Annotated in this window: 20 protein-coding genes; 15 read left to right on the top strand and 5 right to left on the bottom strand. The window is 73.0% G+C overall.

Translation table 11 applies throughout. From position 1 onward, the window contains the following. Positions 1–118 precede the first annotated feature (118 nt). The 15 genes from ACWEVP_RS28735 (at position 119) to ACWEVP_RS28665 (ending at position 17,189) form a co-directional block, all read left to right on the top strand. On the top strand, positions 119–2,698 hold the full coding sequence (locus tag ACWEVP_RS28735; protein ID WP_452065685.1) for a glycosyltransferase: 2,580 nt from the start codon (positions 119–121) through the stop codon (positions 2,696–2,698). Then, positions 2,698–4,146: a radical SAM protein gene (locus ACWEVP_RS28730; protein ID WP_452065684.1), complete on the top strand. Its 1,449-nt coding sequence runs from the start codon at positions 2,698–2,700 to the stop codon at positions 4,144–4,146. The genes ACWEVP_RS28735 and ACWEVP_RS28730 overlap by 1 nt, the downstream gene beginning before the upstream one ends. A 91-nt stretch (positions 4,147–4,237) precedes the next feature. Further along, on the top strand, positions 4,238–5,077 hold the full coding sequence (locus ACWEVP_RS28725; protein ID WP_452065683.1) for a lysozyme: 840 nt from the start codon (positions 4,238–4,240) through the stop codon (positions 5,075–5,077). 112 nt (positions 5,078–5,189) lie between these two features. Continuing rightward, positions 5,190–6,404, top strand: a complete 1,215-nt coding sequence (locus tag ACWEVP_RS28720; protein WP_452065682.1) for a GDSL-type esterase/lipase family protein — start codon at positions 5,190–5,192, stop codon at positions 6,402–6,404. Positions 6,405–6,484: 80 nt separating this feature from the next. After that, positions 6,485–6,877 (top strand): hypothetical protein, encoded by a 393-nt coding sequence (locus ACWEVP_RS28715; protein ID WP_452065681.1) that lies wholly within the window; start codon positions 6,485–6,487, stop codon positions 6,875–6,877. 26 nt (positions 6,878–6,903) lie between these two features. After that, a complete protein-coding gene (locus ACWEVP_RS28710; RefSeq protein WP_452065680.1) occupies positions 6,904–7,260 on the top strand; it encodes a ClpX C4-type zinc finger protein in 357 nt (118 codons plus the stop codon). 220 nt (positions 7,261–7,480) lie between these two features. After that, positions 7,481–8,164 (top strand): LuxR C-terminal-related transcriptional regulator, encoded by a 684-nt coding sequence (locus ACWEVP_RS28705; protein ID WP_452065679.1) that lies wholly within the window; start codon positions 7,481–7,483, stop codon positions 8,162–8,164. Between the two features lie 258 nt (positions 8,165–8,422). After that, positions 8,423–9,340 carry an AraC family transcriptional regulator gene (locus tag ACWEVP_RS28700; protein WP_452065678.1) on the top strand — a complete coding sequence of 306 codons (918 nt, stop codon included), beginning with the start codon at positions 8,423–8,425 and terminating at the stop codon, positions 9,338–9,340. Between the two features lie 217 nt (positions 9,341–9,557). After that, entirely contained in the window at positions 9,558–10,523 is a 966-nt protein-coding gene (locus ACWEVP_RS28695) for an ATP-binding cassette domain-containing protein (RefSeq protein ID WP_452065871.1), read from the top strand. Between the two features lie 142 nt (positions 10,524–10,665). Continuing rightward, the gene (locus ACWEVP_RS28690) at positions 10,666–11,445 is read left to right on the top strand and encodes an ABC transporter permease (protein WP_452065677.1); all 780 of its coding nucleotides are present in this window, start codon (positions 10,666–10,668) and stop codon (positions 11,443–11,445) included. A 19-nt stretch (positions 11,446–11,464) separates the two neighbouring features. Continuing rightward, complete coding sequence (locus tag ACWEVP_RS28685) at positions 11,465–11,683, top strand: DUF5988 family protein (protein ID WP_452065676.1); 219 nt, start codon at positions 11,465–11,467, stop codon at positions 11,681–11,683. 10 nt (positions 11,684–11,693) lie between these two features. Then, positions 11,694–12,704 (top strand): 3-oxoacyl-ACP synthase III family protein, encoded by a 1,011-nt coding sequence (locus ACWEVP_RS28680; protein ID WP_452065675.1) that lies wholly within the window; start codon positions 11,694–11,696, stop codon positions 12,702–12,704. Next, entirely contained in the window at positions 12,701–14,686 is a 1,986-nt protein-coding gene (locus ACWEVP_RS28675; RefSeq protein WP_452065674.1) for a CocE/NonD family hydrolase, read from the top strand. Before ACWEVP_RS28680 ends, ACWEVP_RS28675 begins: the two co-directional genes overlap by 4 nt. Beyond that, positions 14,677–15,873 carry a phthiocerol/phthiodiolone dimycocerosyl transferase family protein gene (locus ACWEVP_RS28670; protein ID WP_452065673.1) on the top strand — a complete coding sequence of 399 codons (1,197 nt, stop codon included), beginning with the start codon at positions 14,677–14,679 and terminating at the stop codon, positions 15,871–15,873. The genes ACWEVP_RS28675 and ACWEVP_RS28670 overlap by 10 nt, the downstream gene beginning before the upstream one ends. An 8-nt stretch (positions 15,874–15,881) precedes the next feature. Continuing rightward, the gene (locus ACWEVP_RS28665; RefSeq protein WP_452065672.1) at positions 15,882–17,189 is read left to right on the top strand and encodes a glycosyltransferase; all 1,308 of its coding nucleotides are present in this window, start codon (positions 15,882–15,884) and stop codon (positions 17,187–17,189) included. Here ACWEVP_RS28665 and ACWEVP_RS28660 read toward each other — a convergent pair. From ACWEVP_RS28660 to ACWEVP_RS28640, 5 genes are read right to left on the bottom strand one after another with little or no spacing between them, the layout of a single operon-like run. Beyond that, positions 17,158–17,853: an ABC transporter ATP-binding protein gene (locus ACWEVP_RS28660; RefSeq protein ID WP_452065671.1), complete on the bottom strand. Its 696-nt coding sequence runs from the start codon at positions 17,851–17,853 to the stop codon at positions 17,158–17,160. The genes ACWEVP_RS28665 and ACWEVP_RS28660 overlap by 32 nt on opposite strands. Then, a complete protein-coding gene (locus tag ACWEVP_RS28655) occupies positions 17,840–19,756 on the bottom strand; it encodes a dipeptide/oligopeptide/nickel ABC transporter permease/ATP-binding protein (protein WP_452065670.1) in 1,917 nt (638 codons plus the stop codon). Before ACWEVP_RS28655 ends, ACWEVP_RS28660 begins: the two co-directional genes overlap by 14 nt. Further along, entirely contained in the window at positions 19,753–20,694 is a 942-nt protein-coding gene (locus tag ACWEVP_RS28650; protein ID WP_452065669.1) for an ABC transporter permease, read from the bottom strand. The genes ACWEVP_RS28655 and ACWEVP_RS28650 overlap by 4 nt, the downstream gene beginning before the upstream one ends. Beyond that, complete coding sequence (locus ACWEVP_RS28645; protein ID WP_452065668.1) at positions 20,682–22,031, bottom strand: GH1 family beta-glucosidase; 1,350 nt, start codon at positions 22,029–22,031, stop codon at positions 20,682–20,684. The genes ACWEVP_RS28650 and ACWEVP_RS28645 overlap by 13 nt, the downstream gene beginning before the upstream one ends. Continuing rightward, positions 22,028–23,575 (bottom strand): ABC transporter substrate-binding protein, encoded by a 1,548-nt coding sequence (locus ACWEVP_RS28640; protein ID WP_452065667.1) that lies wholly within the window; start codon positions 23,573–23,575, stop codon positions 22,028–22,030. Before ACWEVP_RS28640 ends, ACWEVP_RS28645 begins: the two co-directional genes overlap by 4 nt. Between the last annotated feature and the right edge of the window lie 16 nt (positions 23,576–23,591).

Below are 23,591 nucleotides of genomic sequence, written 5' to 3'. Positions count from 1 at the left end.
GGTGCGCCGCGGTCAACCACCCCGCACCGCGGAAAGCGCTCTCTGCTCAGGCGGCCACTCGCCGCCACACCCCGTACGCTGGAAGTGACGGCGAAGCCGAGACGGGAGTCCGACATCGATGTCAGTCCTCTGGGGCGTGTCCTTCGACGCCACTCCGCTCTCCGGGGTCGTGGTCGAGTTCCTCAAGACGGCGCGCCGGTTCGCCGGGCACCGCGTCCACCTCGACCTCGGCTACGACATCCGGCCCGACAAGGGGACGTTCTTCCGGCCCTACCGCGACGAAGCCGGGCTGCTGCCGGAGTGGGTCACCCTCGACCGCGTCGACGACGTCGCCGGGATCCGCGGCTACGACCGGGAGTTCGTCGAACGGACCCTGCGCGAATCCGTCCAGCTCGGTGCAGGAACGCTGCGTCCGGAGATCGACCGGATCGCGGGCGAACTGGCCGACCGCGTCGTGGCCACCTGGGAACGCCTCGGCGTCACGATGGTGATGGTCGAAAACGGGACCCTGCCGGAGAACGTCGCCTACACCGAAGCCCTCTACCGCGCGATCGGCCGGTACGGCACCCGGCACCGGCTCGGCCGGTTCGTGTTCTGGCGGGACCACGACCTGATGTGGCAGAGCGAACCGGGCATCGCCAAGTACGGCCGGTTCCCGTACCCCGGCGTCCCGGCACCGCGGAATTCGCCGCACATCCACTACTTCGCGCTGCACGACGAGGCATTGGCGAAAACCCTGGACTGGGTGCCGGGGCTGCGGAACATCGACGTCCTGCCCAACGCCTTCACCCTCGACCCGGCCCGGGTCGACGAGCGCACCGCGGGCTTCCGGCGGGAGCACGGCATCCCCGAGGACGTGCCGCTGCTGGCCCGGATCACGCGGATCATCCCGCAGAAGCGCATCGACCGGGACCTGCACCTGCTGGTCCTGCTGCCGGACGCGTGGTTGTTCGTCGCCGGCGACGTCGCGGAGGCGCCCGCCGAGCACGCGCGGCTGGTGCGGCTGGCCGCGGAGCTCGGCGTCCGCGACCGGGTCGTGTTCGGCGGCTGGCTGACGCCGTACGACACGAGCGTCCCCGGCCGGTACTCGGTGCGGGACCTCCTCGCGCACGCGACCGTCGTGTCGTTCCTGACCTCCTACGACTACGAGAGCTACGGCAACCCGGTCAGCGAGGCGATCGCCTCGGGGACGCCGTACATCACCAGCGGGTACGAGCTGTACGACGTCGTCTACGGCCGCAAGGGGTTCCGGGCACCGGTGCTGGACATCCGGGCCCGCGACCTGCCGGACGCGGCGTTCGCCCGCGAAGTGGCCGAGCTGATCACCGACGAAGGGAAACGGGCGGACGTGGTGCGGGCGAACTCCGAACTCGGGCAGGCCTACTTCGGCACGGAGGTCGTCGACGACCTCGTCGACCGGCTGTACCCGCCGCCGATGGCCGCCGGCACCCGGCTTTCGGTCGTGCTGCCGGTGTACAACGAGGCCGCGAACCTGCCGGAAGTCCTGCGGACGCTGCACGACCAGCGCGACGGCGACGGCCCGCTCGAAAAGAGCCGGTACGAGGTCGTGCTGGTGGACAACAACTCGACCGACAACACCGTGGCCGTCGCGCGCGCCTTCGCGGCCGCGCACCCGGATCTGGCGCTGCACGTGATCGCCGAACCCGAGCAGGGCGTGTCGTGCGCGCGCCGGGCGGGCATGGACTTCGCCGCGGCGCGCAGCCGCAACCGGCCCGACACCGATCCGGCCGAGCGGTTCTACCTCGTCTCGGCCGACGCGGACTGCCGCGTCGACCCGCACTGGCTGAGCGAGCTGTTCGCCGCGATGGAGTCGAGCAAGGCGGCCATCGGCGTCTGCGACTACTACTACGACGAGGCGCACTTCACCGGCCGGCCACGGCTGTGGGAGGCGATCCAGCGGACGCTGCGCTGCCGCGCGGTCACGTTCTCGCTGTTCGGCGGCTTCCCCGACGGCAAGGGCTTCGCCGTCGAACGCGACGCCTACGAGCGGGCCGGCGGCATCGAGATCTTCTACCAGCTGCAGGACGGCGAGTTCGTCAGCCACCTCTCCGACGACTGGGACTTCGGCATCAAGGTCGCCAGCGGCGGCGACGCGATCACGTACGCGCCGCGCTCGCGCGTCGAGATCAACCCGCGGCGCGTCGACCACGCCATCGACGAAGTGATCGCGGGCCGCGCCTACGGCTCGGACGGCATCATCGTCATGCGCGACATCCGGCCGTCCGCACCGGCGGCGCCGGCCGATCTCACGGAAGCCGAGGCCCAGCAGGCGTGGGAGTTCTCCATCAAGGACTTCACGCCGAAGAACACCATCCTGCCGGTGCTGCTGACCCCGGCGCTGCTGGAGGACGACGCCGTCATCGCGTTCTTCGGCGCCGACCTCGCCGCCCGGCTCGCGCGGCGGATCGCCGAGATCCGCGACGAGATGCGCGTCGTCGACTTCACGCCCATCCACGCGTACAAGACGCCGTCGTACCGCCTGTACTTCGAGTTCGCCGACGAGCTGTTCGCCTGCCTGCGCCGGCACGTCGGCGCGGACATCGGGGTTCCGCCGCCGTTGCCGCCGTGCCTGGCGGAGATCCCGCCGGACCGGTTCGCCGAGTTCGTCCGCTACTACTGCGAAGACCGCGAATCGGGAGAAGCCCACAACTACTTCGGCAACGGAGGGGTGTTCTGATGACCCTCGCCTACGAAGAGGCGATCGGCTCGCTGCACGCGCTCGACCCGGCGTGGCCGCGGCCCGCGGTGCTCGACGTCCTCGAGGCGCCGGAGAACCGGCACCTGCTCGACTTCGTGCAGGAGGACCCGTTCGGGGCGCACGTCTTCCCGGGCAACGTCCCCGGCTCGCCGTCGGACTTCCTGCGCGACCTCGATCGCCAGCTGGCGACCGCCGGCCCGATCCACCTCTGGTCCTACATCCCCACGTGCGCCTACCGGTGCCGCTTCTGCCAGTACCCGGTGGTGCTGGTCAAGGGCAAACCCGAAGTGGCGTACGAGAAAGCGAAGCACTGGGTCGACCTGAACATCGCCGAGGCGAAGCTGTGGCTCGACGCCGTGCCGAACCTGCGCGGGGCGGAGGTGGGGGAGTTCAACGTCTTCGGCGGGACCCCGTCGCTGCTGCCGGAGCCGGAGATCCGGCGGCTGCTGGAGTTCTACCGTGCGGAGTTCGGGTTCACCGGCGGCACGACGATCCGGTTCGAGGGCGACCCGAGCACGTTCACCCCGGCCAAGCTCGAACTGCTGCGGGAACTGGGCTGCACCAAGCTGTCCAGCGGCGTCCAGTCCTTCGACGACCACGTCCTGGAGCTGTGCGGCCGCGAGCACAGCGCCGCGATGTGCGTCGACTTCGTCCGCAACGCCCGCTCGCTGGGCTTCGAGTGGGTCAGCATCGACCTGATGTACGGCCTGCTCGACCAGACCCTCGACAGCGTCCGCCGCGACCTCGACGTCGTGCTGGAGAACGAGGTCACGGCCGTGGTCTGCACGAAGCTGCACCTGGCGTCCTACAGCGACACGCGCACCGGCGTCACCGGGGAGAAACCGGCCGCGTGGCAGCTGCCGTCCTACCGGGACAAGCTGGTGCGCGACGGCCACCGCTGGCCGCCGCTCGGGGAGCAGTACCAGATGCGCGAGCTGCTCACCGGCGGCCTGCGCGCGGCCGGCTACACCGAGCACCCGACGATGTACTTCGCGCGCGCCGGCCTGGGGCCGGAGAAGTGGAAGGCCATCATGGTCGACCAGGACAAGCAGGAGCCCGAGGTGGCGATCGGGCTGGGCGGGTCGTCGAGCTGCCGCGCGTCCGAGGCGATCACCGACGTCAACTCGAAGCGGTACACCGAAACCGTGACGGCCGGCCGGATCCCGCTGGGTTCGGCGACCCGGTTCACGCCCGAAGCGCAGGAGGCGCGGGCGGTGAAGATGGCGCTGACGACGTTGCGGCCGCTGCGGGATTCCGTGCACTCGGCGCGCTTCCCGGGGCGGTCGCTGTTCGCGGAACCGTGGCTGGGCAAGTTCCGTTCGCTGGCCGCGCGCGGGCTCGTCGAGCTGCGCCCGCACGACGGCGTCGTCGCACTCACCCCGGTGGGGGAGGTGCTGGTCGAAGCGATCATCACCACCGAGCTATAGATCACTACATCGAGTGACACATCGCTCGCGGGGAGCGACACGGGCGGGCACCATGGTCTTCGGACGTGCCAGTACCGAGATCGGAGCCCCGATGAGCCGAGCCGTTGCCGGACACGACGAACAGCGGTGGCGGCCCCGGCTCGCCGCAGCGGGCGCCTTGGCCGCGCTCGCTTCGGTGGTCGTGGCCGTCCCCGCGGAAGCCTCGCCGGACTACTCGCTCGCGGCCACGAACTTCGCGGGCACGCAGATCGCGGCGCACGAGGGCGTGGTGCCGGGTTCCGCCCGGGCCGAACCGGCCGACCGGACGCTCGGGCACGACGTCAGCGGGCACCAAGGCGCGGTCGACTGGGCCGCCGCGTCGGCCGGCGGCGCGAAGTTCACCTACGTCAAGGCGACCGAGGGCACCGGGTTCGTCAACCCCCAGTACGCCCAGCAGTACGACGGGGCGCACGACGCGGGCCTGATCCGCGGTGCGTACCACTTCGCCCGCCCCGACATCTCGGGCGGCGCCGAGCAGGCGGAGTACTTCATCGCCCACGGTGGCGGCTGGCGCGCCGACGGCAAGACGCTGCCGGGCGCGCTGGACATCGAGTACAACCCCTACGGCGACGTCTGCTACGGCAAGAACCAGGCGGACATGACGGCGTGGATCACCGACTTCACCCGGACCTACCTGGCGAAGGTCAAGCGCAGCGCGCTGATCTACACGAGCACGGCGTGGTGGAAGACGTGCACGGGCAACGCGTCCGGGTTCGGGAACACGAACCCGCTGTGGCTCGCGCGCTACGGCCCGGAGGTCGGCGAGCTCCCGGCGGGCTGGGACAAGCAGAGCATCTGGCAGTTCGCCCGCGGCGGCGGGCTGCCGGGGGACCAGAACTACTACAACGGCCCGTTCGGCCGGGTCGTGGCCCTGGCCGGCGGGGCGGCCTGACCGCTGACAAGATCGGACAAGCTGCTTGCCGGTCTCGTGACCCGCTCCCTACGATCGACCGGGAGTGGTGACGCCGGTGTCGCCACGAAGTCCTTTGTGGACCGGAGGCGCCGTGCGCAGGATCGCCCTTCTGATCGCCCTTTCCCTGACCGCGGCCGTGGTCGTTTCCGCGCCGGGAGCCGCCGGTGCGGGACACGCCTGGTTCACGGCGTGGGCGCAGTCGCAGGACGGGCACGCCGACGCACCCGTCTCCGACCGGTCGCTGCGGATGATCACCCACCTCAGCCAGGGCGGCGACGCCGTCCGCGTCCGGCTGCAGAACACCTTCGGCACCGGGCCGCTGACCGTCGGCCACGCCACCGCCGGGCTGAGCGCGGGCGGCGCCGACGTCACGGGTTCCCGAGACCTGACCTTCGCGGGCCGGCCCGCCGTCACGATCCCGGCGGGCGGCGAGGTCTGGAGCGACGAGACCCGGCTCGTGACGCGTCCGGACACCAACCTCGCGGTCAGCATGTTCGTCTCGGGCACGGCCACGCCCGGACGCCACGGCGCGGCGCTGCGGGACAACTACCTCACCGCGCCGGGATCGGGGGACCACACCGCCGACACCTCCGGCGCGGCGTTCACCGCCACGGTCGGCTCCACGTACGTGGTCAGCGCCGTCGACGTGCACAACTCCACGCTCAAGGGCACGGTGGTCCCGTTCGGCAGCTCGGTCGTCGACGGGATCGGCAGCACCAACTGCGGTCCCGGCTGCACGCAGCTCGGCGCGGACCGGCGGTGGACCGACGACCTCGCGCGGCGCCTGGTCCCGGCGTCGCTGGCGGTGGCGAACGCGGGCGTCTCGGGCACGACGAGCGCCCCGACGTGCCCGGGGATGCCGCCGTCGGTGGCGGGCCTGGACGCGGGAAGCCGCCTCGATCGCGACGTGCTGGCACTGCACGGCGTCAAGTCGGTGATCTACTACTACGGAACGAACGACCTGGCGTACGGCTGCGACGCGGCAACGATCCTGGACAGCTACCGCGCGGTGTTCCAGCGGCTGCGGGCGGCGGGGATCGCGGTGTACGTCACGCCGAGCACGCCCCGGCCGGGTTACGACGACGCGGCCAACCTGGCGCGCCACGAGATCGGGTTGTTCGTGTCCCGCTGGGCGTCCTGCGGCGGCACGTGTTCCGGCGTGGTGGACTTCGACCAGGTGCTGAAGGACCCGCTGAAGCCGAACAGCATCCTCCCGGCGTACGACAACGGCGACGGGATCCACGCGAACGCGGCGGGCCAGCAGGCGTTGGCGGACTTCATCTCGGTGGCGATGTTCGCCCGATAGGGGCAGGTTCCGCACACGATGAGGTGACCCGGCGAGTCGGAACTCGGGGGTCGTGCCCGTGGGTCCGCAGAGTACGTCGCGTGAAGCACAACTCGATGGACGATGCGGGGTGCTGCCTGCTGTCCGTGGCCTGGAACATCGCCCCGCCGACCGCAGGACGGCCCGACTCCCGGCGCGGCGCGATCCGGCGCTCGGTCGAGTCCGTGTGCCGCACCGCCGGGCTCGGCGCTCGCGAATGGGCCGCGCGGAACGGGGCCGGCGCCGAGGCCGAGTACCGGCCTTTTCTGCAGCTCGCCGACGTCGCCTACGAGATCGCCACCCTGCTGCTGCTCGTGGAGGACTTCCTCGTCCCGGACCTGGAACGCGAGCACCGGCGCTGGGCCGAGATCGAAGAGCTGACCGGTCGCTTCGCCGAGCTCGCCGAGTGGACGTCGAACTTCCTGAGCTTGTCAGGCTCCGCCTTACGGCTGTAAGGTTCAGCCTGACAAAGGAGGCCGTCATGGCGACTGGGGTGATCGCGCGCTGTTCCTTCTGCGCGAAGCCGAACACGGAGGTCGACACGCTCGTCGGCGGTCCGGGCGTCTTCATCTGCGACGGGTGCGTGCAGCTCTGCGTCTCGGTGATCGCGGGCAAGCCGGCGGACGCGCCGCTCATCGCGCCGTGGGAGCACGACCTGCCGCTCGAGCAGGTCCTCTCGAACCTGCGCCCGGTCGCGGCGGCGACCGCGCAGGTGCAGGAGAACCTGGCGGCGTGGGTGGGCAAGGCGCGCTCGCTCGGCGGCACGTGGGCGCAGGTCGGCGAGGCGCTGGGGATGACCCGGCAATCGGCGTGGGAGCGGTTCTCCGGCGAGGGGTGACGCCGATGTCCACTGTGGACACCGAAGGGCCCGGAGGTTCGGCCGGACGGCGCAGCCGCGCTGCGGCGAACCGGTGATGTGCGGGAATGGGACGAAGATCCACGGTGTGCCGCTGGTGCGCTCCGTCGTCGCTGCGCTACTTTCCGCCAGCGTTGGCGTAGCGACTCCGGAGGTGACGAAGCTTGATCGGGACCACAGGTCCGGACCATTTCTGCACAGCGTGCCGACCCGGCGAGGGCGGAAGCGGGTCGCCCCGGCCGTGATCCGCGTGCTCCTGATCCTGTCCCGCGCCGACCGGACCCGCCGCATCGGGCGGCAGCTCGCCGGGGAGGCGGACATCGAGGTGCGGCACCGGGCGCCGGAGACCTGGAGCGACGTCGTGACCGCGCTCGAGGAGTTCGCGCCGTCGGTGGTCGTGCTCGACCGGGCCGTGCTCGGCGCCGAGGCGGTCACCGTCGCCGGGGACCTCGCGCGCGGCTGCCACCCGCCCGCCGTGGTGCTGCTGGCCGATGCCTACCACCCCGGGGACGTGGTGTCCGCCGCGAGGGCCGGGGTGCGCGGCTACGTCGTCGACAGCGCGGGCAGCCACCCCTGGGCCGCGGTGGTCCGCGCGGTCGCGGCCGGGGGCGGGTGGCTCGCGCCCGCCGCGGCCGGGGACCTGCTCGGCGAATTCCGCGCCCGGGTGCCGCACCGGTTGCGGGAACCCCCGCGAATTCCGTTGACCGAACGGGAATTGAGCGTGCTGCGGCTCGTCGCGCAGGGGTGTTCGAACCTCGAGGTGGCGGCCGAGCTGGGGCTCAGCCAGTCGACGATCAAGACCCACGTCTCCCGGATGCTGGCCCGGCTCGACCTGCGCAGCCGCACCCAGCTGGCCGCCTTCGCGCGAGACCTCGGCATCGTGTGAAATCGTCGATATTCGTTCTTTCGACCGATGCGGCCGCCGCGGCGGCGGCCATACCATGATTGCCGGTCGGCGCGGTCCCGCATTCGCGGCCCCGGCCGTGGTGCCCGGGATCTCGGGGAAGGCGCGAAGACGCGGCTTCCGGTCCGGAAGAATTCGCTGAATAGTGGACGGAGGTCGGTGTTGTCCAGGGAAGACGGCTCCGCGTCGGGATTACCGCTCGCGCGTTACGAGCTCTTCCGTTCTCGTGACCCGAATCAGGTGCGCGACGAAGTGAGCCGGGTGTGGGCCCCGCACACCCTTCGGGTGCTCGGCGGCGATTCGCGGCTCGACGCGCGAATGCACTACGCGCGATTGCGTGATTTGTCGGTGAGCGCGCTCCGGTACGGCGGAACCGTGCGGTTCGCGTCCGCGCCCGCCGAATCGTTCTTCACGGTGCTGGTCCCGCTGGCCGGCGAAGCCGAGGCGCGCTGCGGGAACGACCGGGTGGTGGTCACCACCGCGACCGCGGCCGTGCTCTCCCCGGCCGATCCGGTGGCGCTGCGCTGGCCGGGCGACTGCGCGCAGCTGGTCGTCCGGCTGGAGCGGACCGGGCTCGAGGCCCGGCTCAGCGACCTGCTCGGCGCACCCCTGCGGCGGCCGCTGCGGTTCGCCCCGGCGATGGCCGTCGACTCGGGCAACGGCCGGAGCTGGCTGCGCGGCCTGCGCATGCTGGTGACCGAGCTCGAGCGCCCCGGCTCGCTGATCGAACGGCGCGCGGTCGCCGAGACCTTCGAACGCACGCTGGTCACCGCGTTGCTGATGGGGCAGCCCAGCAACTACACCCGGATGCTCGACGGCGAGGTCCCCGCCGCGCCGACGCGCGCGGTGAGCATCGCGCTGGAGTGGATCGACAACCACCCGAAGTGGCAGCACACGACCGCGAGCCTGGCGCGGGAGGCCGACGTCACCGAGCGGTCGCTGCAGCTGGGGTTCCGCAAGCACCTCAAGATGGGACCGATGGAGTACCTGCGGGAGACCCGCCTGCGCGGGGTGCGCGACCAGCTGCGGGCGGCCCAGTCCGACGCCGTCACGGTGACCGAGGTGGCCGCGGAATGGGGCTTCCTGCACGCGGGCCACTTCGCCGCCCGGTACCAGCAGCGGTTCGGGGAACGGCCGTCGGAAACGCTGCGGCGGTGAATCGCACCCGGAAATCCGGGTAGCCGAACGGGTGTCGTCCGTGCGAGCGGGCGGCACCCGTTTTTCGTGCCCGCACCCGTTCCGCCGTCGGGAAGAATTGTTCGGTTTTCGGATGTCGGCAGGCGTGCCGCCCGCGGAATCATGGACCTCGGGCGGGAATCGCGGGATTCCCCGCCGGCCGGAAAAGAGTACGTCCGAAGGAGGAAAAGTGCCGCCGATGATCCGGGTGGAGAACCTGGTCAAACGGTTCGGGCGGACCACAGCGCTCGACCGGGTCGGGTTCGCCGTCGAGGCGGGCACGGTGGTCGGCGTGCTCGGGCCGAACGGCGCCGGGAAGACGACCATGGTCCGGATTCTGGCCACGTTGCTGCGGCCGGACGAGGGCCTGGTCCGGGTCGGGGGCCTCGACGTGACGCGCGAACCGGCGCGGGTTCGCGCGCTGCTCGGGCTCACCGGCCAGTACGCGTCCGTAGACGGGGACCTGACGGGCACGGAAAACCTGGTGCTGCTCGGCCGCCTGCTGGGACTGTCCCGCCCCGCGGCGCGGGACCGGGCGGCGGAGCTGCTCGAGCGCTTCGAGCTCGGGGCGGCCGCCGCCCGGCCCGCGTCGACGTACTCCGGCGGCATGCGCCGCCGGCTCGACCTGGCGGCCAGCCTGACCGGGCGGCCGCGGGTGCTCTGCCTCGACGAGCCGACCACCGGGCTCGACCCGCACGTGCGGCGGGAGCTGTGGCAGGTGGTGCGGGAGCTCGTGGCCGAAGGCGTCACCGTGCTGCTCACCACGCAGTACCTGGAGGAGGCCGACCGGCTCGCCGGCCGTGTCACGGTGTTCGACGCCGGGCGGGTCGTGGCCGACGGCACCCCCGACGAGCTCAAGCGCCGGGTCGGCGGCCGCACGGTGCAGGTCCGGCCGCTGCTGGCCGAGGACGTGGACGCGACCGCCCGCGTCCTCGGCAAGCTGACCGGTGCCGCCCCGGCCCGCGACCTCGGCACCGGCCTGCTCACCGCGCCCGCCGCCGACCCGCTGGTGCTGTCCGCGCTGGTCCGCGAGCTCGACCGGGCCGGGCTGGCGGTGACCGAGCTCGGGCTGCGGCTGCCGAGCCTGGACGAGGTCTTCCTGGCGCTGACCGGGAAACCGGCCCGGCCGGAGGTTCCGGCGGCGCGGGAAGGGAGCGCGGGATGAGCGCACGGATGCCGTTCGCCGGAGGAACGCCGAGTGCGGTCGGCCCGGAGCTTTCCTCCGGCACGCGAGGGGAGTGCGGGATGGGCGCAACGCCGAGCACGGCCGGCCCGGCCCTTCCCCCGGCGCGTGAAGGGAACGCCCGGTGAGCGGCCGGGTGGCTCCCGCCGAAGCGCTGCGGCACGGGCTGATCCTGGCCGGGCGAGGGGTGCTCAAGATCCGCCGCAACCCCGAGCACCTGGTCGACGTGACCGTGCAGCCGCTGCTGTTCCTGGTGATGTTCGGCTACCTGTTCGGCGGCGCGATCGCCGGCAGCCCGGGTGCGTACCTGCGGGACCTGGTACCGGGACTGATGGTGCCGAGCGTGCTGATGGCCACGCTGTCGGCCGGCGTCGGGCTCAACAGCGACGCGGGCAGCGGCGTGTTCGACCGGTTCCGCAGCATGCCCATCGCCCGCTCGGCCCCGCTCACCGGGGTGGTGCTCGCCGGCGCCGTCCGCTACCTCGTGGCGATCGCCGTGCTCCTCGGCGCGGGCGCCGCCTTCGGCTACCGCGTGCGGACCGGCCCGCTCGAAGTCCTCGCCGCGGCGGCGATCCTGGTGACCGCCGGGCTGTGCTTCTGCTGGGTCACCGTGTTCCTCGGCATGGTGCTGCGCGACCGCGACGCGGTGCAGGGCTCGGCCGTCGCGTTGTTCATGCCGCTGGTCTTCGCGAGCAACGTCTTCGTGCCCGCCGCGACCATGCCGGGCTGGCTGCGCGCCTGGTCCGGCGTCAACCCCGTGAGCCTGCTCGCGGACGTCGTGCGGGGCCTGCTCAACGGCGGTCCCGTCGCGGGCCCGCTCGCCGGTGCGCTGGCCTGGTCGGCCGGTGTGCTGGGTGTCTTCTTCCCCCTGGCGATCCGCGCCTACCACCGGCGCGTCGGATGACGGAGAGGTGAAACCGGCCATGGGCTCTGCCGAGCCGACCGTGGAAGTGACCTTGAAGGGAGCACCCGACGGAATGCCCGAAACCGTGCTCGTCCGCTGCGCCGAGCTGGCCTCGGCGCGGCTGAAGATCCCGTACATGGCGGGATACGAGCACTTCGAACCCCAAGACAGTCCCCGCGGAGTACCCGAAGACGGCGCCGTCTTCGTCTGGTGCGACCGGACGAAATTCGCGGAATAGAAGGGCGCCCATGAACACCGCCATCCTCGGGACCGGCTCCTACCTGCCGGACACCGTCCTCACCAGCGCCGAACTCGGCCGCCGCCTCGGCCTCGGCGAACAGTGGATCTTCGACAAGACCTGCATCTCCGAGCGCCGGGTCGCGGCGCCGGACGAGGCGACCTCGGACCTGGCGACCAAGGCCGCCGAACACGCCTTGCGCGCGGCGAACCTCGCTGCCACCGACATCGACCTGCTGATCGTGGCCACCTCGACCCCCGACCAGCCGATCCCGGCCACCGCCTGCGCGGTCCAGGCCAACATCGGGGCGATGCGCGCGGCGGCCTTCGACGTCGACTCGGTGTGCAGCGGCTTCGTCTACGCGCTCGTCACCGCGCACGCGCTGCTGGAAGCGGATCCCCTGCCCCGCAACGCGCTGGTCATCGGCGCGGACACCTACTCGCGCATCCTGAACTACGAAGACCGGCGCACCTGCGTGCTGTTCGGCGACGGGGCCGGCGCCGTCGTGCTCGGCAAGCGGGGCGGCGGCCGCGGCCTGCTGTCGAGCGCGCTGGGCTCCGACGGGACGACGGCCGACTTCGTCACCGTGCCCGGCGGCGGGAGCCGCCGCCCGGCCAGCGCGGCCACCCTCGCCGCGGGCGAGCACTACTTCGCCATGCGCGGCAGGCAGGTCAGGGAACTCGCCTCGCGGGTGCTGCCCGACCTCGTCGTCGACGTCGCGAAGTCGGCGGAGCTCGAGGTGTCGGAGATCGACCTCATCGTGCCGCACCAGGCCAACGGCCGGATGCTGCAGGACCTCGCCAAGACCCTCGACCTGCGGCCCGAGCAGATGCACCTGACCGTCGAGCGGTACGGCAACACCGGTGCCGCCTCGGTGCCGATCACCCTCGACGACGCCGTTCGCTCCGGGCGGCTGTTCGACGACGACGTCGTCCTGCTCGTGGCGTTCGGCGGCGGCATGAGCTGGGGCGGGGCGACGCTGCGCTGGACCCGCCCGCGCAAGCCGGCGGAGCTCCGGTGATCCGGCCGCCCGTGCGGGTGCCGCGGTCCGGCCCGCCGCGCCACGAAGTCGAGTTCCGCGGCGACGTCCGCATCCCCTCGAGCGAACCGGGCCTGACCCTGGGCGCCGACCTCTACCTTCCCAAGGTGAACTACCGCGTGCCGGTGCTGGTGACCCTCCACACGGGACGGAAGGACGGTCTCGGCGGCATCGCGGCGAGCCGGTACCTGCGGTACTTCGCCGAACGCGGCTACGCCGTGTTGTACGTGGACTGCTTCGGGATCGGGACGTCCGAGGGGTCGCCGCGGCCGCTGCTGAGCCCGGGCGAGGTCGCCGACGGCGTCTCGGTGGTGCAGTGGGCCGCCGCGCAGCCGTGGTGCACCGGCCGGGTGGGCATGTGGGGCCTGTCCCACGGCGGCATGACGACGCTGGCCGTCGCCGCGGAGCGCCCGCCCGCGCTCAAGGCGATCTTCCCGGTGATGGGCTGGACCGACGTCGAACGCGACCTGGTGCACCCGGCGGGCCTGCGCGGCGGGATCGGGATGTTCGGGCACCTGAGCCTGTACCACATCTTCTGCGCGCTGCTGCCCCCGCTGCGCGACGGCGACCGCGAGAACTACGAGAGCGTCTGGAAGGAGCGGCTGGAGAAGTTCGAGCCGTGGTTCGCCGACGCGTGGGAACACCCGCCCGGGCACGAAGTCTGGGCGGAGCGGCGGATCGACGCGCGGCGGATCACCGTGCCGTCGTTGTGCGTCGCCGGGTGGCGCGACCTGTTCTGCGACGGGATGATCGCCGCCTACCAGCAGATCCGGGCGCCCAAGCACCTCATCGCCGGCCCGTGGCTGCACACGTTCCCGGACGTCGCCCCGGTCGGGCCGTTCCCGTCGGCCGTGCTCGCCTGCGCGTGGTGGGACCGGTGGCTGCACGGCCGGGCACCGCGGGCCGGCGCCCGTGAGCGCACCGCGACGTTCTTCGTCCAGGGCGCGGGTTCCCGCTGGGTGCGGGCCGTGCAGTGGCCGCCGGACAAGAAGGCCGACCACGTCTTCGTCGCCTCCCGCTCGGGGCACCTGTACCGGTCCGCGCCGGGCGGGCGGCCGTCGGCGCTCGCCACGGTCACCGGCCGCGGCGACCCCACCGTGGGCGCGCTGAGCGGACTGACCAAGCACCCGACCGACCGGTTCGGCTACCCGCTGGACCAGCACGACGACGACGCCCGGACGCTCGCGTTCACCAGCGCTCCCTTGCCGGAGCCGCTGCTGATCGCCGGCCGGCCGTCGGTGCGGCTGCTGCTCGGGCCCGGCACCACCGCGACCCGGTGCGTGCTCAAGGTGACCGACGTCGACGAGCAGGACCGCTCGCTGCTCATCGCGGCGGGCACGGTGAACCTGGCCCGGCGCGCGGACGTCGTCCAGGTCGAGCTCGACCCGACCTGCTACCAGGTCGCCGTGGGCCACCGGGTGCGGCTGGTGCTCGCCGAGGCGGACATCCCGCGCCTGTGGCCCGCCGCCGAACCGGGACTGCTGGGGGTCCGCGTGATCCGCGGTCCCGGCGACTACGTCGGCCTGGCCGCCGAGGAGTACGACGGCCAGCAGGCCACGACGCTGAGCCTGCCCGCCGCCGACCCCGACGCGCTCACCGACGTGGTGGTCCCGGCGCCGGACCGCCGGAACCCGGCCGGCCACGGCCGCGACCGCTGGGAGATCGCCCGCGACCACCTCCGCTCGTCGGTCCGGCTGACCGTGGAGAAGCAGGACCGCATCCGGATCCCCGGCGACGACCGGGACTTCCTCGCCATGACCACGCAGGTGGACCTCGGCGTGCCCGAGCACCACCCGGCGGCCGCGCGCATGACCGCGACGGGGGAGAAGACCGCCGAAACCCCGGACGGCGACCGGGTCGTCGTGCGGGCCGGCATCGACATGGGAGCCGCGGACGCCGCCGTCACGGCCGAGGTGCTCGTCAACGGCACGCAGTTCTTCACGCGGGAGTGGAAATGGACCTGACCGGGCTCGAACGTCCGCTGAACTACCTGGAACTGGCCCACCTGGACCGGGTGGTGATCATGGCCGCCGAGTACGAAGGCGACCTGGACGCCGCCGTCCTGGCGCGCGCGTTCCGGCACCTGTGCGCGGTGCACCCCGTGCTGCGGGCCCGGGTCCGCGGGACGTCGCCGGAAGCCGTGCTCGCGGTCTCCCCGGAGCACGAACCGGAGCTGATCGTCCTGGACGACGGGCCGGACGCGCTCGAGCGGATCACCGGACTGCCGTGGGACGCCACGGCGGGGGTCGCCGACCTCGTGCTCGTCCAGGGGGACGGGCACGGGTTCGTCGCCCTGCGCACGGACCACTCGATCACCGACGCGAACGCGTGGCTCGGCACCTTCCGGGAGCTGCTGCGGGTGTTCACCGCGTTCGCGTCGGGGGAGGAGCCGGTGAGCGAGCCGGGCACGGCCCTGCCCGCACCGCCCGCCGCGCTGTTCCACGAGCGGCTCGGCCTGATCCCGTACGACCGGCGGCTGTTCCACTCCGCGGTGCCGCCCGAGCCGACGGCCGGGACCGCGGGCCTGCTCAGCGGGTACCTCCGGCTGAGCGTCGAGGAGACGCAGTGGCTCAAGCGGGCGGCGCGCCGGTACGAGACGACGGTGCACGGCCTGGTCGCCGGCGCGATCCTGCTCGCGCAGCGCGTGCTGGCGGGCGGGCGGGAGGCCGTGCCGATGTACTGCGTGTCGCCGGTGGACTTCCGGCGCCGGGTCGATCCGCCGGTGGGTGAGCTGGAGACGACCAATTTCATGATGTCCTACGTGGCCGAGACGCCCGTGTCCCCGCGGCTGAGCCCGGTGCTGATCGGCCGCGAGGTCAAGGCGCGGATGGACGAGGTCCTCGCCGGCCCGGAAGGCGTGCGGGAGGCGGCGCCGATGGCGGACGCACTGGGCCGCAACCTTTCCTACGCGCTGATCAGCAACCTCGGGGTGGTGGCGCAATTCCCCGCGCCGCCCGGGCTGGAGTTCACCGACATCCACATCCTCAACACCGTCGGCGACACGTTCTTCCCCGGCTACTACGTCTCGACCTACCGGGACCGCCTGACGGTGCTGCACATCTTCACCGACCGGTTCTTCACCCGCGGCGACGTCGACCGGATCGTCCGGGAGCTGCACGAGCAGCTGCTCATCGTCGGCGCTTCGGCCTAGGAGGACTCGTGAAGGCTTTGCTGCTCACCCACGGCAGCCGCGGCGATGTGCAGCCGTTCGCCGCGCTGGCCGCGGCGCTCACCGGGGCCGGGCACGAGGTGGTGCTGGCCGCGCCCGCGTCGTCGGCCGCGGTGGCCGAACCCTTCTGCGCCGGGGTGCTGCCGCTCGACGACGGGACCAACAAGCTCGTCGACGACCGGGCGGCGTGGGAGGCCGTCGAGCGCAACTTCCGCGGCCTGCGCGGGAAATGGCTCGGCCTGCGGCTGCTGCGCCGCAACCGCCTCGCCATGCGGCGGGTGTTCGGCGACCTCGCGGCACTGGGGCGGACGCTGGCCGAGGCCGGCGACGTCGACGTCGTCGTGCACCAGGTCAACGTCCCCGGCCACGCGATCGCCGAGCTGCTCGGCGTGCCGGCGGTGCCGGTGTGCCTGCAGCCGTTCTGGGTGCCGACGCCGTCGCTGCCCGACCCGCTGTTCCCCTATCCGCTGCCGGCCGCGCTCAACCGGCTGTCCTACGCGTCGACCAGGACGTTCGTGCGGGCCCTGACCGGGAGTCCCGCGCGGTTCCGCCGGGAGGGGCTCGGCCTGCCGCGCCGCCGCTTCGCCCACGACCCGCTCCGGCGGCCCGACGGCGGCCCGGCTCCGGTGCTGCAGGCGTTCAGCAGGCACGTGCTGCCGCCGGGGGTGCGGTACCCGGGAAGCGTGCACACACCGGGGTTCTTCTTCCTGCCACCGGCCCGGTGGGCCCCGCCGCCCGACCTCGCGGGCTTCCTCGCGGCCGGCGAGCCGCCGGTCTACCTCGGGTTCGGCAGCATGGTCGGCAGCGACCCGGCCCGGACCGGGCAGATCGTCGCGGCGGCGCTGCGGGCGACCGGGGTCCGGGCGGTCGTCGCGCTGGGCCGGGGCGGGATCCGCCCGGACGGCCTGGGCCGCGACGCGTTCTGCCTGACGCAGGCCCCGCACGACCGGCTCTTCCCCCGCATGGCGGCCGTGGTGCACCACGGCGGGGCGGGCACGACGGGCGCGGCGCTGGCCGCGGGACGGCCGCAGGTGGTCTGCCCGTTCATGTTCGACCAGCCGTTCTTCGGCAGGCGCCTGTTCGCCATGGGCGTGGCCCCGCCGCCGCAGCCGCTGCGGGAACTGACCGCGCGCGGCTTGGCACGGGCGATCGGCGACGCCCTCGAAGGGACCGTGCCGGACCGGGCGAAGGAACTGGGCGAGCTGATCCGCGCGGAGGACGGCACCGGCCACGCGGTCAAGGTCCTGGAGGAGGTCGTCGAGGGCTTCAGCCCAGCCAGGCCGGGTCCTGCTCGGTGACCCGGCCGTCGCGCAGGACCACGACCCGGTGGCACACGAACCGCACGACGTCGATGTCGTGCGAGATGAACACGTAGCTCAGCCCCAGCTGCTGCTGCAGGTCGAGCAGCAGGTTCAGGATCTGGGCCTGCACCGACAGGTCGAGCGCGCTGGTCGGCTCGTCGCAGACGACCAGCTCCGGCTCCAGCACCAGCGCCCGGGCGATGGCGATCCGCTGCAGCTGCCCGCCGGAGAACGAGCCGGGGTAGCGGTTCGCCGCGCCCGGTGCCATCCCGACTCGCTCCAGGACGCCGGCGACGCGCTCCTCGGCCGCCCGGCGCGGCAGGCGGCGGACCACCCGCAACGGCTCGGCGAGCGTGCTGCCGACCGTGCGGGACGGGTTCAGCGAACCGTGCGGGTCCTGGAAGACGATCTGCAGGTGCCTGCTCAGCTCACGCCGTCGCCGGGCGCCGGTGTGCGTGATGTCTTCGCCGCGGAACCGGATCCGGCCGGCCTCGGGCCGGACCAGGCCGACGATCGCGTGCCCGATCGTCGACTTCCCCGAGCCCGACTCGCCGAGCAACCCCAGCGTTTCCCCTTGCCGCACGACGAAGCCGACGCCGTCGACCACCGGGTGGTGCGGCCGGTAGCCGACCCGCAGGTCCTGGACCTCAAGCAGAGGCACGTTCCCCTCCCGGCGAGAGCTTGGCGTGGTGCAGGCACCGGGTGCGGTGCCCGGCGGCGGGTTCGAAGACCGGGACCGGCGCGGCCGCGCATTCGGCCGTGGCGAGGGTGCACCGCGGGGCGAAGTGACAGCCCCGCGGCCACTGCGCCGGGTCCGGCACCGAACCCGGGATGGCGGCCAGCCGCGAGCCCGGCCGCGCCCGGCGGGGCAGCGCGCCGAGCAGGCCCTCGGTGTAGGGGTGGCGGGGCCGCACCACCAGGTCGCCGACCGGGCCGGACTCGACGATGTGCCCGGCGTACATGACGTACGCCCGCCGGCAGAACGCCGAAACCACCGACCAGTCGTGGGTGATCAGCAGGATCGCCATCCCGCGGTCGGCCTGCAGCCGCCCGAGCAGGCCCAGCACCTCGTCCTGCACGCTCGCGTCGAGGGCTGTCGTCGGCTCGTCGGCGATGAGCAGGCTCGGTTCGCCGGCCAGCGCCATCGCGATCGCGACGCGCTGGGCCATGCCGCCGGACAGCTCGTGCGGGTACCGGCGGGCGACCGCCGCCGGCAGGTTCACGTCGTGCAGCAGACCCAGCGTGCGCTCGTGCACCGAAGCCCGCGTTCCGCCGTGCCGCAGCCGGACCAGCTCGCCGAGCTGGCTCGCCACCGTGAACACCGGGTCGAGCGCCGCCACCGGGTCCTGCGAGATCAGCGCGATCCGCGAGCCGCGCAGCCGGCGTACCGCGCGCGGCCCGGCCAGCGCCAGGTCGGCGCCGTCGAACAGGAGGCTCCCGGCGGTGACCGCGCCGCCCGCCGGGAGCAGGTCGAGGACCGCGCGGCCGGTGATCGACTTGCCGCAGCCGGATTCGCCGACCAGCGCGACGGTCTCCCCGTGGCCGACGTCGAGGTCGAGGTCCTCCACCACGACCCGGTCACCGGACAGCGTGATTTCCACGTCCCGCAGGGAAAGCAGCGCCGTGGACGGCTCGGCGCGCGGGGTCAGCACCGGCGCGGCCGCCCGGTGCGCGCGGTGCAGCCGGTCGCGCAGCGGTCCGGCGTGGTCGGCGGTCGCGTCCCGGACGACGTCGCCGAGCAGGCCGAAAGCCAGGATCGCCAGCCCGAGCACGACCCCCGGCGGCACGAGCAGCCACGGCTGCCGGTCGATCACCGAAGCCGCCTGTGCGATCATGTCGCCCCACGTCGGGTCCGGCGGCTGGGCGCCGAACCCGAGGTAGCTCAGCCCGGCGTCGATGAGCAGCGCGCCACCGGCCAGCAGCGAGATCTGGACGATGACCGGGCCGGCGATGCGCGGCAGGACGTGCGCGGCCACGATCCGGTGGTGGGGCAGCCCGCACACGCGCGCGGCGGCGACGTAGAGCTCCTTGCGCACCGCCAGGGTCGCGCCGCGGACGACCCGGGCGAGGCCGGGGGAGACGAGCACGCCGAGCGCGATCATCACGACCGTCTGGTGCTCGCCCACGACGGCCAGCACCACCAGCAGCGTCATCAGGACCGGGATCGCGAGCAGCACGTCGACGACCCAGGTGAACGCCCGGTCGAACCAGCCGTCGAGGTACCCGGCCACGACCCCGCTGGTGACCCCCACCCCGATCACGGTGAGGACCACGATCGCGGCGTGCAGCAGGCTGATCTGCCCGCCGTACATCAGCCGCGTCAGCACGTCCCGGCCGAGCGCGTCGGTGCCGAGCGGGTGCGCGGCGCCGGGACCGGCCAGCACCTGGTCCAGGTCGGTCGCGACCGGGCTGTAGGGCGCGAGGACGGGCGCCAGCAGCGAACCGGCCACCAGCAGCGCGAGGTACCCCAGGGGCAGCAGCGCGAGCGGGCGGCGGAACGCGGCGAGCCACCGCCGTCCGGGCCGGACGCGCCGGGCGACGAACTCCTCGATGCCCGCGGTCACCGGACCCGCGCCTTCGGGTTCAGCCAGCCGTAGGCCAGGTCCACCACCAGGTTGACCGCGACGACGATCACCGTGAACACCACCACCACGCCTTGGATCATCCGGATGTCGTGCAGGGAGGTGGCCTGGACCGCGAGGCCGCCCAGGCCGGGCATGGCGAAGACCGACTCGACGAACACCGTGCCGCTCAGCAGCCCGATGAACGTCAGTCCCACCAGGGTCACCACGGGGATCGCCGCGTTGCGCAGCGCGTGGCGCAGCACCACCGACGCCTCGGGCACGCCGTGGGCCCGCAACGCCGTCACGTAGTCGCGGGAGAGCGCTTCCAGCATCGCGTCCCGCGTCTGCTTGGCGAACACGGCGATGCCCGGCAGCGCCAGCGTCGCGACCGGCAGCACCAGGCTGCGCGCCCACCCGGCGGGCGACGCGCCCAGCGCGACGTACCCGGTGGCGGGCAGCAGCTGCACGGTGACCGCGAACAGCGTCACCATCGTGAGCGCGAACCAGAAGCTGGGCAGGGCGTACCCGATCAGCGAGAGCACGTCGACGACCCGGCCGATCCGGCCGCCGTGGACGGCGCTGATCACGCCGAGCGCGACGCCGACGAACGCGGTCACCGCCGTGGCGCAGCCGATCAGCGAAAGCGTGACCGGCAGCCGGTTGGTGATTTCGTCCGCCACCGACAGCCCGCTGATCGGCGACGTGCCGAGGTCGCCGTGCAACGCGTCCCGCAGCCACTGCCCGTACTGCGTCAGCACGGGCTGGTCGAGACCCAGCTGGTGGCGCAGCTGCTCGTGGGCCTGGACGCTGAAGTTCTGGCCGAGGATGGCGCGGGCGAGGTCGCCGGGCGCGGCGGACTGCAGCAGGAAAGCCGCCAGCGAGACGACGAACACGAGCGCCACCGACACGACCAGGCGGTGCGCGATCAACCGGAGCACGTCCCCTCCTTCCCGTCGCGCCGCTGGCCGGCGATGAACTGCCGGTACCACCGGTAGGACGCCTTGGGCGTGCGGGCGAGCGTCGTGAAGTCGACGTGCACCAGCCCGAAGCGCGGGCGGTAGCCGTGGTCCCACTCGAGGTTGTCGAGCAGCGACCAGACGTGGTAGCCGCGGATGTCCGAGCCGGCGTCGAGGGCGGCGCGCAGCTGGCGCAGGCAGGTCCGCAGGTAGGCGATGCGCCGCAGGTCCTGCACCGAGCCGGTGACGTCCGGCTCGTCGAGGCCGGGGTAGCCGTTCTCGGTGATCTGGATCGGCGGCAGGTCCGGGTAGGTCGCGCGCAGCCAGGCCAGCAGCGCGCCGAACCGCTCGGGCGCCACCGGCCAGCCCAGCAGGTTCGTGCTCGCACCGGGGAACGGCACCCGCGTGTAGCCGAACACCCCGGCCGCCGACGCGGCGATCCGCGCCGGCGCGTACCAGTTGACCCCGAGGAAATCCAGTGGGGCGGCGATCGACCGGCGGTCGGCCGGGTCGGCTTCGATCACCGGCCTGCCCTCGAGGTGCGGGTAGTCGCCGCGCAGCAGGGGATCGAGGAACAGCCGGTCCTCGTAGACCTCCGCCCGCGCGGCCGCGGTGACGTCCTCCGGCCGGTGGGTGGCGGGCGTCGTCCCGGCGAGGTTCAGGCTGATCCCGATCTCCGCGCCGGGCACGTGCGCCCGCAGCCGCGGGACGGCCAGTCCGTGCCCGAGCAGCAGGTGGTGGGCCACGCGCAGCCCGTGCCGGCGCACCGGCGGCTGCGGTGGCCCGGTCATCTCCGCGTGCATCACCGAAAGCGGCTCGTTGAGCGTGAGCCAGTGCCGGACGCGGTCGCCGAACCGGACGGCGAGTCCTTCGGCGTAGTCGGCGAACCGGGCCGCGGTGTCGCTGGCGGCCCAGCCGCCGGCGTCTTCGATCGGCTGCGGGTGGTCCCAGTGGTAGACGGTGAGCATCGGCTCGATCCGCCGGGTCAGCAGCCCGTCGACGAGCCGGTCGTAGAAGGCGAGCCCGCGGCCGTTCCACCGCCCCTGCCCGGCGGGCTGGACCCGCGGCCAGGACACGGAGAACCGGTAGCTGCCGACGCCGAGCCCGGCCATCAGGTCGAGGTCCTCGGCCAGCCGGTGGTAGTGGTCGCACGCGACGTCACCGGTGGCCCCCTCGGCCAGCCCGCCGGGCCGGTGGGCTCGGGTGTCCCAGTTGGACGGTCCCTTCCCGTCGGCGTTCCACGCGCCCTCGATCTGGAAGGCGGCGGTCGCGACGCCCCACCGGAACCCCGGGGGGAACAGCGGATCCGGTTCGGTCATCCCCGGCCGGCCGGGTGCCAGGAGGCGACGCTGGGGAACGGTTTGCCGGGCACCGGGTCCACGCCGACGGTGTCGCGGTAGAACAGCAGGCCCGGGCTCAGGCACACCGGCAGGAACCAGCCCAGCTCGACGACGCGGCGGACGATCTGCCGGTCCAGGGCGGGGCGGGCGGCGTCGTCGGCGGCCGCGGCCTGCCGGTCGAGCCGTTCGAGCTCGGGATCGCTGCTGCGGAACGGGTTCATCCCGATGGCGTCCTTCAGCCAGAGCCCACGGCCCATGAAGTAGGCGGGCAGCACGCCCCAGCCCATGCTGGAGGCGGGGAACTGGGTGAGCGCGTTGTTGGCGGCGGCGGGCTCCTTGGCGGTGATCCGCAGGGTGACGCCGATCTGCTGCAGGTCCGACGCGATCGCCTGGGCCATGTCGCCGGGGAAGGCCGGGGTCGACGGGATCACCACCGGCAGCGTGAACCCGCCGCCGTGGCCGGCGTCGGCCAGCAGCTGCCGGGCCTTGCCGGGATCGTGGGTGTAGAAGGGTTGTTCGCTGTAGCCGTCTTCCCCCGGTGCCGAGGGCTGGTCGACCGGGATGCCGTACTCGCCGAGCAGCGCCGAGGTGATCTTCACGCGGTCGACCGCGTAGTTGAGCGCCTGCCGCACCCGCACGTCGGCCAGCGGCGGGCTCAGCGTCCCCGCCCGGTCGTTGAGCTGAAGGCCCATGACGATCGCGGGGCTAGACGCCACTTCGAAGCCGGCGGCCTTCGCACCGCCGGCGATGGTGTAGCTGCCGGCGACGACGTCGACCTGGCCGGTCTTGAGCGCGGCGAGGGCGGTGTTTTCGTTGGGCAGCACCTTGACCGTGATCTTGTCGTAGAACCGGCCCGCGGAGTTCCAGTACTTCGGGTCGGGGCCGTAGGTGTAGTGGTCGTTGGCGACGGTCTCGCCGGGCAGCAGGACGTACGGACCGGCCCCGGCGGTACCGGTCGCCAGCCCCGCCGGCGCCGCCGCACCGGCGGGACTGATCACGTCGCCGGCCAGGTAGTCCTGGGTGAACAGCGTGGGCAGCAGCGGGTGCGGCTGGTTCAGCGTCAGCCGCAGCACCAGCGGTTCCTGCACGGTCATCGTCGCGATCGGGGCGAGGAAAGCGGCGGCCTGGCCGGCGGACCTGCGGAAGTGCTCGATGCTCGCCTTGAGCCCTTCGGCGGTCAGCGGCGTGCCGTCGCTGAAGACCACGCCGCTGCGCAAGGTGATCTCGAAGGCGGTGTTGCCGGTGCCCAGGTACCGCCACGCCGTCGCGAGCCGGGGCTGGTAGGTGCCGTCGGCGGCGCGGTAGATCAGCGGGTCGTAGGCCGGCTGCAGGAAGAACTGCGACTCCCCGCCCGCCTTCGCCGGGTCGAGGCTGGTCGGCGGCCAGTACTGGCCGATGCGCAGGGTGCGGTCGGTGGTGGACGAGCCGGACGGCCCGGCGCACGCGCCGGCGGCCAGGCCGGCGGCGAGCAGGAGACCGCCGACGGTGAATTCGCGGCGGGTGAGGACGGCAGGGGAGGACATGGGGGACCTTTCGGTG

Source organism: Amycolatopsis sp. NPDC003865 (genome assembly GCF_053605345.1).
The sequence above is the reverse complement of the archived record's forward strand: the minus strand, read 5'-3'. Positions and strand labels throughout refer to the sequence as shown.

Bases quoted from the DNA above. Each gene is read 5' to 3' on its own strand.
- ACWEVP_RS28735 (WP_452065685.1), top strand. From the start codon at position 119: ATGTCAGTCCTCTGGGGCGTGTCCTTCGACGCCACTCCGCTCTCCGGG.
- ACWEVP_RS28685 (WP_452065676.1), top strand. From the start codon at position 11,465: ATGGGCTCTGCCGAGCCGACCGTGGAAGTGACCTTGAAGGGAGCACCC.
- ACWEVP_RS28670 (WP_452065673.1), top strand. From the start codon at position 14,677: ATGGACCTGACCGGGCTCGAACGTCCGCTGAACTACCTGGAACTGGCC.
- ACWEVP_RS28730 (WP_452065684.1), top strand. From the start codon at position 2,698: ATGACCCTCGCCTACGAAGAGGCGATCGGCTCGCTGCACGCGCTCGAC.
- ACWEVP_RS28710 (WP_452065680.1), top strand. From the start codon at position 6,904: ATGGCGACTGGGGTGATCGCGCGCTGTTCCTTCTGCGCGAAGCCGAAC.
- ACWEVP_RS28695 (WP_452065871.1), top strand. From the start codon at position 9,558: ATGATCCGGGTGGAGAACCTGGTCAAACGGTTCGGGCGGACCACAGCG.
- ACWEVP_RS28645 (WP_452065668.1), bottom strand. From the start codon at position 22,031: ATGACCGAACCGGATCCGCTGTTCCCCCCGGGGTTCCGGTGGGGCGTC.
- ACWEVP_RS28640 (WP_452065667.1), bottom strand. From the start codon at position 23,575: ATGTCCTCCCCTGCCGTCCTCACCCGCCGCGAATTCACCGTCGGCGGT.
- ACWEVP_RS28725 (WP_452065683.1), top strand. From the start codon at position 4,238: ATGAGCCGAGCCGTTGCCGGACACGACGAACAGCGGTGGCGGCCCCGG.
- ACWEVP_RS28680 (WP_452065675.1), top strand. From the start codon at position 11,694: ATGAACACCGCCATCCTCGGGACCGGCTCCTACCTGCCGGACACCGTC.